We start from the raw sequence: 12,422 nt of genomic DNA on the forward strand, positions 1-12,422 counted from the left end.
TCGATGCGACGCGCGAGGCGTGAGTCATCCGATGGCACCGGGCGCGCAAACACATAAATGAAAATGGGGAAAAACGGCATGTTTAGCAGTATCACAAAACGACCGACGCGTTGGTCACTAGCACCGTGGACGGCTATCGTTCTCAATCTGGCCGCACATTGCATGCCAGCGACGGCAGGCGAATCGCCAACAGCGCGCTGCGCAAAGCTGCGTCAGGCCGCTATACCCGACACACGAATCGAGCTCGCTCATACCTTGCCGTCCCGCACCCGTTTTACAAACGTGGATGGAAGCATCACTACGACCCAGGTGTCCTTATGCCGTGTTGTGGCGACAGTATCGACTGAGCCAAAGCAGAAACTCGGCATCGAAGTGTGGATGCCACTGGACTGGAACGGTCGTTTGCTTGGGGCCGGCAAGAGCGGATTCGGCGGCTTTATCGACTACCGTGCATTAACAACAGGGACAGGGCGCGGCTTTGCCACGGTAAGTGGAGACACGGGATATAAAGGGAGTGGATCTGGAGAGCCGGGAAAGCGCCTCGATTGGGCTGCCGATCCAACCTCTCTGAGCAACTGGGCCCATCTCTCCGTTCATTCGATGACAGTCGCAGCCAAGGCAATCATGAATGCCTACTACGGCCGTGGCCCGGAGTACTCCTACTTCAGCGGTTGCGGCGGCGTCGAAGCGATGCAGGAGGTCCAGAACTTTTCGTCAGATTACGACGGGGTCGACGCTCGGTCGCCTGGCATTTACTACGGCCAATTGATGGAGAGCTTTTTGTGGGGCGCCATGCTTCCCGCGCGTCAACCTGATGCCCGGTTGACGAAGGATGCGCTTGCCCTGCTCAATCGCGCGGCATTGAGAAGTTGCGGTGGAACACCAGGACTCGAGAACGGCTTTCTCGACGATCCTTCTCAATGTCATTTCGATCCAGCTCAATTGCAATGCAAGGGTAGGGACGACGGCAGCGGGTGCCTGAGCGCAAAACAGGTGGAGGAGGCCAAGCGGCTCTATTCCCCCGTTCGAAACTCCGTGACCGGGGAGGTGATCTACCCAGGTTTTGCGCCTGGTAGCGAAAGCGGCTGGGAGGCGATTCAAAGCCATCTCGCGGTCTACTACGCTCAACCTTTGCTGGCCAGCGCGGTGTTCGGAAATCCGGAGTGGGACTGGACGACGTTCGACTTTGGCGCGGACGCGTCGCGGGTCGATAAAGGCCTCTCGTCAATCGTCAATGCTACGAACCCCGATATCTCAGCTTTCACCGCACGTGGCGGAAAGCTGATCATAACGCAGGGATGGGCCGATGCCACGAATGCCCCGACCCGCCCGATCGACTATTTCAATGCCGTCGCGGCGCGTAAAGGTGGCGTAGCCAAGGCCCAGCAGTCTCTGCTTTTAGTCATGGTGCCCGGCATGGGGCATTGCGGCTTCGGACCAGGACCAACAACGCTGGGCGGCTCCTCCCCTCCCACACAATATAGCCCTGACCGCGACGTGATCAGTGCCCTGCAGGCCTGGGTCGAGCACGGCAAGAGGCCCACGCACTTCGTCGCCACAAAATATGCCGATGACAGGCCGGAGGCAGGTGTCCGCTTCGAACGCCCGGCGTGCGTTTATCCAGCGTCTCTGCACTATAACGGCGCGGGAGACCGACGTCTCGCCAGCAGTTTCGAGTGTGTTCCGCCAGCTGAGCAGGTCAGAACATCGACGAACTTATCTCCCGTTCCTGGTGGCTGAACAGAACCAATGTGTTGGGAGCAGCGCGAGCACGTCGTCCTCAAACGTACGCAAGGAAAACACCGTGAATCTATGTCTAGTTCCAATTGATTCGCCAGTTCGACCAGAACTGGAACAACCATTGAGCCAGAACGACTACGTAAAGAAGATCCTCACGGCACGGGTCTACGACGTCGCTGTCGAGACCAGCCTCGACTCAGCGCGCAATCTCTCGGCGCGCGTCGGCAATTCCGTGTTGCTCAAGCGCGAGGACAACCAGCCTGTCTTCTCTTTCAAGCTTCGAGGGGCGTACAACAAGATGGTGCACATGCCGCTGGACGTGCTAGCGCGCGGAGTCATCACCGCCTCGGCGGGGAATCATGCCCAAGGGGTCGCCTATGCGGCAGCCCGCCTCAACGTCGCTGCCACTATCGTCGTGCCGGTCACGACTCCACGCGTCAAAATCGATGCTGTGCGGCTGCACGGAGGGCCGACGGTCGAGATCATCCAAGCTGGGGAGTCATACAGCGACGCCTATGCGTACGCGGCGAAACTGCAAGAGCGGCGTGGATTAACCTTTGTTCATCCTTTCGATGATCCAGAGGTGATCGCTGGGCAGGGTACGGTGGCCATGGAAATTCTCCGACAGCACCAAGGGCCGATTCACACGATCTTCGTACCGATCGGCGGCGGGGGACTGGCAGCGGGCGTGGCGACCTACGTAAAAGCCGTGCGCCCCGGAATCAAAGTGATCGGCGTACAGACCGTTGATTCCAGCGCTATGGCGCGTTCGATGGCTACCGGGCATCGTGTAGCATTGACGGAAGTCGGCCTGTTCTCGGACAGCACGGCGGTCAAGCTAGTCGGAGCAGAAACGTACCGTTTGTGCACGGCCTATCTCGATGAAGTGATCACTGTCGATACCGACGCGCTGTGTGCGGCGATCAAAGACGTGTTCCTAGACACGCGCAGCGTGCTTGAGCCTGCGGGCGCGCTAAGCGTGGCCGGCATGAAGCGATACGCGGAGCGTGAGGGCCTTGTGGGAGAGACACTCATTGCGATTACCTCCGGCGCCAACATGAACTTCGATCGCTTGCGCTTCGTCGCCGAACGCGCGGAGGTCGGGGAAGAGCGCGAGGCACTGTTCGCAGTGACGATACCAGAGGCGCGCGGTAGCTTCAGACACATGTGCGAACTAATCGGCGCGCGCAACGTAACCGAGTTCAATTACCGTATCGCCGATGAATCTACCGCTCATGTTTTCGTTGGTGTGCAGATTTCCCAGCGCGGCGAATCGGCCGAGATCGCCCGGACGTTTAGAGAACATGGTTTCGCGGCCATCGATCTAACCGGCGACGAACTTGCCAAGCTGCATGTACGCTACATGATCGGTGGCCGTTCACCGCTTGCGGAGAATGAGCGCCTGTTTCGCTTGGAGTTTCCGGAGCGGCCGGGCGCGCTGATGAAGTTCCTTTCGACATTGGCGACAAACTGGAACATCAGCTTGTTCCACTACCGACACCATGGTGCCGATTCCGGCTCGATCCTGGTCGGCTTGCAGGTGCCGCAAACCGACCAAGCGGAATTTGGCCATTTTCTCGGGGCGCTCGGCTACCCATTATTGGAGGAGAGCCAGAATACGGTGTACCGTTTGTTCCTTTAAGGAGACACTGATCTATGCACACGGGTGTGGTTTGGATAAGGAAAGATTCAGGCCATCAGACCGAGTGAAACCGACACGTAGGTCCCTGCGCTTCAGCCGCAATTGTCCCAAGCCATTGAATGCATTGCCACAATGCGATTTTTAAATCAGTGTTTCCCCGAGCGCCAGGGATGAGCAAATCATGGGCGCTTGGAAGACAATCCCTAGTCCCACCATCGATGGCATTCAGCCGTTTGCCTTGATGTAGCTGGAACGGATCCTAGCCTTGGAGCTGCGACACCTCCGCTATTTTGTTGCCGTGGCCGAAGAACTCCACTTCGCCCGCGCGGCCGAACGTCTGCACATCGAGCAGTCGCCGCTCTCGCGCGCTATCAAGGAACTGGAACACGCCCTGAGCGCTCAGTTGTTCGAGCGTACCACACGCAGCACCCGCCTGACTTGGGCTGGGCAGGTTTTTCTGGAGGATGTCCGGCGCGTCTTCATAACAATTGATCAAGCCAAGGCGAGCGTCAAAGCGGCCGCCACCGGCTATCGCGGCATTCTGCGTATCGCGCTGTCTGATAACGTCGCTCAGCCACGGCTTGCCGCAGTACTAGCCCAATGCCGGGAAGAAGAACCGGAGGTGGAAATCCGCCTGTTTGAAAAACCGCTCTCGCAGCAGGTGAAGGGCTTGCGCAGTGGTTTGTACGACGCGGGTTTCGCGCAGTTCGACGATGTGGGTCAAGGCATCATCGCCGAGCCGGTATGGAGCGACGCGCTCGTCGTCGCCGTTCCCGCACGTCATCCGCTGCTGGCGCACAAACGCATCCCACTGGAAGAAGTGTTGCGATATCCCCTGGTGCTGTGCCAGCCGGAAAGCTGCGAAGGCTACTGCCGGCAAATCGAGGGCGTATTGCGTGCCGCGAATACGCAACCCATCGTGGCGGAGCATGTTGCCACCCTCGATTTGATGATAACACTGGTGGCTGCGGGCTACGGCCTGGGCTTGGCCAGCGCCTCGCACCTCCCCGTATGCCGCCACCAGGAAGTCGTCGCGCGCCCATTGGCCGGGCGCTCGCCGAGGCTGACCACTTACTTGCTGCGGCCCGACGTGGATCCATCCGACCAGTTGAGTCGTTTTATCGACCGAGCCAATCCGGCCAAACCACTGGCACGCGACAACCCAACATGACGCGCCGGGTTTCATCGTGCCAAAGCCTGGGAGGACAAAAGATGAAGCACATAATAATTATTACAGCCGCCGCACTCACCGCATGCGGGCAGCCCGTCCCCACGGATACCGCCGAATCGCTGGTCGCCAATCCGGAACGGCTCAAGGAGGTGCGGCGTCTGTGCAAGGAGGACCACTCAAAGATGGGCGATGCCACTTGCAACGCCGCGGCCGAGGCCTTCCGCCGACGTTTCATGGGTGACGGCAAAGGCAAGTACACACCGCAGCCAGCTCCGCAAGACTGACCCGCGATCGCGCCGCCGCATCCCGTCTCGATCGGAAGAATCCGATAGAGACGAGTTCGTGCGCCTGCTCGTTGGCATCCGAATGTATTTTTCCGGAGGACCGCCATACACGCCGAAACGCGCTGCCCTTTGCCACTGACCCATCGATTTCTACGGTGCATGAAATCTTGTTTTCTCCGTCTCCGCTATCCCGATAACGGTCTTTGACCGGCACTGATTCGACACCCAATCTGACGCATGCGGCACGTGCTTGTCCGCGTCTTGTTTGGAGTGCGCTTCAGGAGGTCGTGATGCAGGGAACCAGTGTGCTGTTCGGTCAGATCCTGGCGGTGTTCGGGATCGTGATCGCGGGAACCTGGGGTGCCACCCAGTGGACCGCCGCGCAACTGGGCTACCAGCTACGCCTTGGTGCGCCGTGGTTCGACCTGCTGGGAACGCCCGTCTATCACCCATGGCGGCTGTTCGAATGGTGGTACTTCTTCGACGCCTATGCGCCCGACATTTTCCTGCGCGGCGGTGCCATCGCGGCGTGCAGCGGCTTCGCCGGCGCCATTGCGGCCATCGCCATGTCGGTGTGGCGCGCACGGCAATCCAAGCTGGTCACGACCTACGGTTCGGCACGCTGGGCACTCCCCGCTGAAATCCAGCGTTCCGGCCTGACCGAACCCGTCGGGGTTTTCCTCGGCCGCAAGGACGGCGACTACCTTCGCCATGAAGGCCCCGAGCATGTGATGGCCTTCGCGCCCACCCGCTCCGGCAAGGGTGTAGGCCTGGTCATCCCCACCCTGCTCTCCTGGCCCGGCTCTACCGTCATCCACGACATCAAGGGCGAAAACTGGAACTTGACCGCCGGCTGGCGCTCGCGCTTCTCGCACTGCCTGCTGTTCAACCCGACCGATGCGAAATCGGCCGCCTACAACCCGCTGCTCGAAGTGCGGCGCGGCATGCACGAAGTACGCGACGTGCAGAACATCGCCGACATCCTGGTCGACCCAGAAGGTGCGCTTGAGCGGCGCAACCACTGGGAGAAAACCTCGCATGCCCTGCTGGTCGGCGCGATCCTGCATGTGCTCTACGCCAGCGAGGACAAGACGCTGCGCGGCGTCGCCAACTTCCTGTCCGATCCGGCCTCACCCTTCGAGCTGACGCTGCATCGGATGATGACCACAACCCATCTCGGCGATGCACCGCATCCCGTGGTCGCATCAGCCGCACGCGAGGTGCTCAACAAGAGCGACAACGAACGCTCGGGCGTGCTGTCCACTGCGATGAGTTTCCTCGGCCTGTACCGCGATCCCACGGTAGCCGAAGTGACCTCACGCTGCGACTGGCGTATCGCCGACCTGATCGATGCCGATCATCCGGTGTCGCTGTACCTGGTGGTGCCACCCTCGGACATCAGCCGCACCAAGCCGTTGATCCGGCTGATCCTCAACCAGATCGGACGGCGCCTCACCGAATCGCTCGACGGCAGCGATGGCATCGCCCGCCGCCACACGTTGCTGCTGATGCTGGACGAGTTTCCTGCGCTGGGTCGGCTGGATTTCTTCGAGTCGGCGCTGGCCTTCATGGCGGGCTACGGCCTGCGCGCCTTCCTGATCGCGCAGTCGCTCAACCAGATCGACAAGGCCTACGGGCAGAACCATTCTATCCTCGACAACTGCCACGTACGCATCACGTTCGCCACCAACGACGAACGCACCGCCAAGCGCATTTCGGAAGCCTTGGGCACCGCCACCGAACTGCGTGCACAGCGCAACTACGCGGGCCACCGGCTGGCACCGTGGCTCGGTCACCTGATGGTATCGCGGCAGGAAACCGCACGGCCGCTGCTCACGCCCGGCGAAGTCATGCAGTTGCCGCCCGATGACGAGGTGGTGATGGTGTCCGGCCATCCCCCGATCAAGGCCCAGAAAATTCGCTACTACCTGGATGCGAATTTCAAGACGCGCATCCAGGCGCCACCCCAACTTGCGCTGGGTCACTATGCCGATGGTCCGGCGCCACGGTCCGACGACTGGAGCGGACGGGCTATCCCCGACGCACCGATTCCTGGTCTGATCTTCCCCGCACACGGTGAGGCCATCGACGACGGTGGTCACCAGCAGCAGCCGGAACTGGCCGAAGTCTCGGTCACACCGGAGCCCGAACACGCGGCAGACGATCTGATTCTCCTCGATGACGACGACCTGCCGCTGCCCTTGCCCGCCCAGCTCGATCCGCGCCTGCAACGTACGGCGCGGCTGGCGGCGCTGGATCCTGACGACGGGATCGCGCTATGAGCCGCACCCGCCTGAACCTCTTCATCGAACCCGAGCACGCCAGGCGGCTCGACGAACTGGCGACCATGAAGGGCTTGTCCAAGTCATCGATCGTCGCCGCCGCGCTGGCTTCGTTCCTGTCACCGGATTCCGGCGACCAGCGCGAGGCCGCCATCGCCAAACGGCTGGACCGGCTGTCGCGCCAGCTGGACAAACTGGAACGCGACCAGAACATCCTGATCGAGACGCTGGCGCTGTATGTACGCTACTTCCTCATTGTCAGCACGCCGGTGCCGGAAGCGCATCAGGAAGCGGCACGCGCCCAGGGCCGTGCGCGCTTCGAGCAGTTCATCGAACAGCTCGGCCGGCACCTGCTGCGCGGACGCAGCCTGGTCAAGGATGTGGTCGAGGAAATCCAGCCCGATCAGAGCCAGCTCTTCACCCACGACAAAACCAACCCGAGCGAAGCGCCTGCCGACGACGAATCAGGAGCAGTCCCATCATGAGCTGCGTACTGCGTGATCATGACGTGTCGGTCTCGCTGGCGCAGGAGCGTCGCGTGCGCATGCTGCGCACGGCCATGGGGCCAGACATCGCCAGGGCTTTGGATGACCCCGACGTAGTGGAGGTCATGCTGAACCCGGACGGTTTGCTGTGGGTGGACCGGCTGGGCAGCGGCCGCGAACCGCTGGGCATCCGCCTCACCCCGACCGATGGCGAACGCATCATCCGCCTGGTCGCAGCGCATGTGTGCGCCGAAGTGCATGCGGGCAAGCCGCTGCTGTCAGCCGAGTTGCCGGAGACGGGCGAACGTTTCGAGGGTGCGCTGCCACCGGTGACGCCGGGGCCGGTCTTCGCGATGCGTAAGCGCGCGGTCGGCCTGATCCGGCTCGACGCCTACGTGGCCGACGGCATCCTGACAAACGTTCAGGCCGCATTCCTGCGCACCGCGGTGCGCGAACGCCAGAACATCCTGATCACAGGCGGCACCAGCACCGGAAAGACGACGCTGGCGAACGCCCTGCTCGACGAAATCGCCGCCATCGGTGACCGCGTGATCGTGCTGGAGGACACGGTGGAGCTGCAATGCACGGCACGCGACCACGTCCCGCTGCGCACCCGCGCGGGTGTCGTGACCATGGCCGAGCTGGTGCGCTCGACGCTGCGGCTGCGCCCGGACCGCATCGTCGTCGGTGAAGTGCGCGGCGCCGAAGCGCTGGACCTGCTCAAGGCATGGGGCACCGGCCATCCAGGCGGCATCGCCACCGTCCATGCCGGTTCCACCGCAGGCGCGCTGCTGCGGCTGGAACAGCTGATTCTCGAAGTCGCGGTGACGCCACCGCGTGCGCTGATCGCGGAAGCGGTCAACGTCATCGTCTACATCGCCGGACGCGGCCATGCACGCCGCGTGCAGGAAATCGCCTGTGTCACCGGCTTCGACAGTCACGGCTACCAGCTCAGTAGCGAGCTGATGCCGTTCTTCCCATCCCTTTCCTCAACCCCTGGAGAACCGTCATGACGACTTCACGTATTTCCGTAAAACCTGCCTTGCAGTTCGTAGCCCTCGCCGCATTGTTGCTGGCCATCGCCATTCCCGCACACGCCGCAGGCTCGAACATGCCATGGGAAGCGCCGTTGCAATCCCTGCTGGACTCGATCCAGGGGCCGGTGGCCAGGATCATCGCGGTGATCATCATCATTACCACCGGCTTGACGCTGGCGTTCGGCGACACCAGCGGAGGCTTTCGCAAGCTGGTGCAGATCGTGTTCGGCCTGTCGATCGCGTTCGCCGCATCGTCGTTCTTCCTGACCTTCTTCAGCTTCACGGGTGGAGCGGTGATCGCATGAACGCGGCTGGCATGAATGCGCCAACCACTAATACAGCGAGCTTCGCGAATGGCTTCGAGATTCCGCTGCATCGCTCGCTGACCGAACCGATTCTGCTGGGTGGCGCGCCGCGCACCGTGGCGATTGCCAACGGCACGCTGGCCGCGGCCGTTGGGCTCGGGCTGCAACTCTGGTTGCCCGGCATGGTGCTGTGGATCGTCGGGCACTCGCTGGCCGTGTGGGGCGCGCGAGTGGATGCGCAGTTCATGGCGGTCTTCGCTCGGCACATCAAGCACCGGCAGTTGCTGGACGTGTGAGGACGACCCCATGATGCACCTCGCCGAATACCGCAAGCGCCCCGCGTTACTGGCCGACTGGCTGCCCTGGGCCGGACTGGTCGCGCCCGGCGTCGTGTTGAACAAGGATGGTTCGTTTCAGCGCACGGCACGCTTTCGCGGGCCGGATCTGGACAGCGCGACACAGGGCGAACTGGTCGCGACCTCGGCGCGGCTGAACAATGCGCTGCGCCGGCTTGGTTCGGGCTGGGCACTGTTCGTCGAGGCCGATCGGCGCGAAGCGGCGGACTATCCGGATTCCACGTTCCCCGAGCCACTGTCCTGGCTGGTCGATGAAGAGCGCCGCGCCGCGTTCGAGGAGGCCGATAGCCACTTCGAGAGCGCGTACCACCTGACGCTGCTGTACCTGCCACCCGAGGAATCGACGGCCCGCGCCGCGAAGCTGCTGTACGAGAACAGCAAGGTCGAAGGCGTGGATTGGCGCGAGCGGCTGGAGGGCTTCGTGTCGGAGACCGAACGCGTCTTCGGCCTGCTTGAAGGGGTGATGCCGGAGATCGCCTGGCTCGACGATGGTCAGACCCTGACCTACCTGCATGCCTGCGTATCCACCCGTCGGCATCCGGTGGCGGTGCCCGAGGTGCCGATGCACCTTGATGCGCTGCTGGCCGATGAGCCATTGACGGGTGGCCTCGCACCGATGCTCGGGAGCCAACATCTGCGCGTGGTGTCAGTGCGTGGCTTCCCGACCTCGACCTGGCCGGGTCTGCTCGACGACCTCAACCGCTTGGGCTTTGCCTACCGCTGGAGCACACGCTTTTTGTGCCTCGACAAGGCCGAGGCCGAGCGCGAGTTGGGACGCTTGCGCCGCCAGTGGTTCGCCAAGCGCAAGAACATCATGGCGCTGCTGCGCGAGACCATCTTTCAGCAGGAGAGCCAGCTGGTCGATTCCGATGCGTCGAACAAGGCGTCCGATGCCGATGCCGCTTTGCAGGAACTGGGCAGCGATCAGGTTTCGTTCGGCTACGTCACGGCCACCGTCACCGTGCTCGACTCCGACGCGACCGCTGCCGACGAGAAGCTGCGCGCGGTGGAGCGAACCATTCAGGGCCGTGGCTTCGTGACGATCCCCGAGACCTTGAATGCGGTCGATGCCTGGCTGTCATCGATTCCGGGACACGCCTATGCCAACGTGCGCCAGCCCATCGTCTCGACCCTGAACCTCGCGCACATGATGCCGGTCTCCGCCGTGTGGGCCGGGCAGGAGCGTAATGCGCACCTCGACGGCCCGCCGCTGATCGTGACGCGCACCGATGGCGCGACGCCGTTCCGGCTGGTCACGCACATCGGCGACGTCGGCAACACGCTGGTGGTCGGCCCCATCGGCATGGGCAAATCGGTGTTGCTCGCGACGCTGGCCTTGCAGTTCCGCCGCTATGCCGGATCGCGCATCTTCGCCTTCGACATGGGGCGTTCGATTCGCGCCACCGTGCTGGGGCTCGGCGGCGAGCACTACGACCTGGGCGCGGACGGCGCCATCGCCTTCCAGCCGCTGGCCCGCATCGACCAGGACAGCTACCGGGCGTGGGCGGCCGAGTGGATCCAGGGCCTGTTGATTCACGAAGGCGTGGTTGTCGGGCCGGACGAGAAGGAGTCCGTATGGTCGTCGCTGAACAGTCTCGCCAGCGCGCCGCTCGATCAGCGCACGCTGACCGGATTATCCGTACTGCTGCAATCGAACGCACTGCGCCAAGCGCTGCAACCCTATGTGCTGGGTGGCGCGCACGGCAAGCTACTCGATGCCGATCATGACCGGCTCGGTTTCGCCGACGTGCAAGCGTACGAGATGGAAGAACTGATGCACAGCAAGGCGGCATCGCTGGCGGTACTGCGCTACCTGTTCGCGCGCTTCGAGGAACGCCTCGACGGTGCCCCGACATTGTTGATCCTCGACGAGGCCTGGCTGTTCCTCGACGACCCGGTGTTCGCCGCGCGCATCCGCCAGTGGCTGAAAACGCTGCGCAAGAAGAACGTGTCGGTGATCTTCGCGACGCAGTCGCTGGCGGACATCAAGGATTCCAGCATTGCGCCCGCCATTATCGAGAGCTGCGTGAACCGCATCTTCCTGCCCAATCCGCAGGCGACCGAGCCGCAGATTCGCGTCATCTACGAAGGCTTCGGCCTCAATGCGCGGCAGATCGAGATCGTGGCGCAGGCCCAGCCCAAGCGCGATTACTACTACCAGTCACGACTCGGCAATCGGGTCTTCGATCTGGGGCTCGGGCCGGTGACGCTGGCGTTTGCCGGTGCGGCTAGACCTGAGGACCAGCGCGACATCGACGCCGTTTCCGCGTCGGTGCCGCCTGCGGACTTCGCCGCCGCCTGGCTGCGCCATCGCGGCCTAGCCTGGGCCGCCGACCTGATCCCGTCGTTCCCGTTCGTCCCGTCCGTTCCCAAGGAGAATCCGTCATGAAAAAAACCCTGCTTGCCATCACCGCCGCCATTCTCATGACCGTGATGCCCGCAGCACAGGCGCAATGGGTGGTGATCGATCCGGCCAATCTCGTGCAGAACATCCTGACCGCCGCCCGTACTCTGCAACAGATCAACAACCAGATCCAGCAGCTGCAGAACGAAGCGCAAATGCTGACCAATCAGGCGAGGAACCTGACCAGTCTCCCCTTCAGCGCGCTCAATCAACTGCAATCTGCGCTGTCCGCGACGAACCAGTTGCTGCAGCAGGCGCAGGGGCCGTCATTGAACCTGACGCAGATGGAGACCCAGTTCGCGCAGCTCTATCCCGCTGCCTACACCGCATCGACCCCGGCAAACCAGATGGCGCTCGACGCCAGCCAGCATTGGCAGAACGCACTGGAGGCACTGCGTACCGCGGCCGAGGTGCAGTCGCAGTCGGTACAGAACTTCGCTTCCGACGAGCAGACCTTGAGCGACCTCGTGAACAACAGCCAGTCGGCGGTGGGCGCCTTGCAGGCCACCCAAGCGACGAACCAGTTACTGGCCCTGCAGGCCCGGCAGGCGATCCAGGCGCAACAACTCCAGCTTACGCAAGACCGCGCCGTCGCCCTCGAACAGGCGCGTCAGGTCGCGGTGCATGCGCGTGCCGCCGAGGTACGCAACCGCTTCCATGGCACCGGCACACCTTATACGCCATCTCCCGTCAACTTCTACGGCAACTGAGGAACT

At 62.7% G+C, this 12,422-nt stretch carries 11 protein-coding genes; all 11 read left to right on the plus strand.

Annotated features, from left to right (window positions below; translation table 11 throughout):
* The first annotated feature begins 57 nt into the window (after positions 1–57).
* The gene (locus VA613_RS09405) at positions 58–1,740 is read left to right on the plus strand and encodes a tannase/feruloyl esterase family alpha/beta hydrolase (RefSeq protein ID WP_296661589.1); all 1,683 of its coding nucleotides are present in this window, start codon (positions 58–60) and stop codon (positions 1,738–1,740) included.
* Between the two features lie 121 nt (positions 1,741–1,861).
* Positions 1,862–3,382, plus strand: a complete 1,521-nt coding sequence (gene ilvA / locus VA613_RS09410) for a threonine ammonia-lyase, biosynthetic (RefSeq protein ID WP_296767737.1) — start codon at positions 1,862–1,864, stop codon at positions 3,380–3,382.
* A gap of 265 nt (positions 3,383–3,647) precedes the next feature.
* A complete protein-coding gene (locus tag VA613_RS09415; protein WP_296661587.1) occupies positions 3,648–4,553 on the plus strand; it encodes a LysR family transcriptional regulator in 906 nt (301 codons plus the stop codon).
* Between the two features lie 41 nt (positions 4,554–4,594).
* A complete protein-coding gene (locus VA613_RS09420) occupies positions 4,595–4,837 on the plus strand; it encodes an EexN family lipoprotein (RefSeq protein WP_296661586.1) in 243 nt (80 codons plus the stop codon).
* Between the two features lie 290 nt (positions 4,838–5,127).
* Positions 5,128–7,119: a conjugal transfer protein TraG gene (locus VA613_RS09425; protein WP_296767738.1), complete on the plus strand. Its 1,992-nt coding sequence runs from the start codon at positions 5,128–5,130 to the stop codon at positions 7,117–7,119.
* Entirely contained in the window at positions 7,116–7,604 is a 489-nt protein-coding gene (locus VA613_RS09430; protein ID WP_296767740.1) for a CopG family transcriptional regulator, read from the plus strand. The genes VA613_RS09425 and VA613_RS09430 overlap by 4 nt, the downstream gene beginning before the upstream one ends.
* Complete coding sequence (gene trbB, locus VA613_RS09435) at positions 7,601–8,617, plus strand: P-type conjugative transfer ATPase TrbB (protein WP_324778807.1); 1,017 nt, start codon at positions 7,601–7,603, stop codon at positions 8,615–8,617. The genes VA613_RS09430 and trbB overlap by 4 nt, the downstream gene beginning before the upstream one ends.
* Positions 8,614–8,946, plus strand: coding sequence for a TrbC/VirB2 family protein (locus VA613_RS09440; RefSeq protein ID WP_296767741.1), 333 nt, complete (start codon positions 8,614–8,616; stop codon positions 8,944–8,946). The genes trbB and VA613_RS09440 overlap by 4 nt, the downstream gene beginning before the upstream one ends.
* 11 nt (positions 8,947–8,957) lie before the next feature.
* The gene (locus VA613_RS09445) at positions 8,958–9,242 is read left to right on the plus strand and encodes a VirB3 family type IV secretion system protein (protein WP_296657476.1); all 285 of its coding nucleotides are present in this window, start codon (positions 8,958–8,960) and stop codon (positions 9,240–9,242) included.
* A gap of 10 nt (positions 9,243–9,252) precedes the next feature.
* Positions 9,253–11,691: a conjugal transfer protein TrbE gene (gene trbE / locus VA613_RS09450; RefSeq protein ID WP_296657465.1), complete on the plus strand. Its 2,439-nt coding sequence runs from the start codon at positions 9,253–9,255 to the stop codon at positions 11,689–11,691.
* Positions 11,688–12,416, plus strand: a complete 729-nt coding sequence (gene trbJ, locus VA613_RS09455) for a P-type conjugative transfer protein TrbJ (protein ID WP_324778808.1) — start codon at positions 11,688–11,690, stop codon at positions 12,414–12,416. The genes trbE and trbJ overlap by 4 nt, the downstream gene beginning before the upstream one ends.
* The last annotated feature ends 6 nt before the right edge of the window (positions 12,417–12,422 follow it).

The sequence above is a fragment of the Thiobacillus sp. SCUT-2 genome (assembly GCF_035621355.1).
Taxonomy (GTDB): Bacteria; Pseudomonadota; Gammaproteobacteria; order Burkholderiales; family Thiobacillaceae; genus Thiobacillus; species Thiobacillus sedimenti.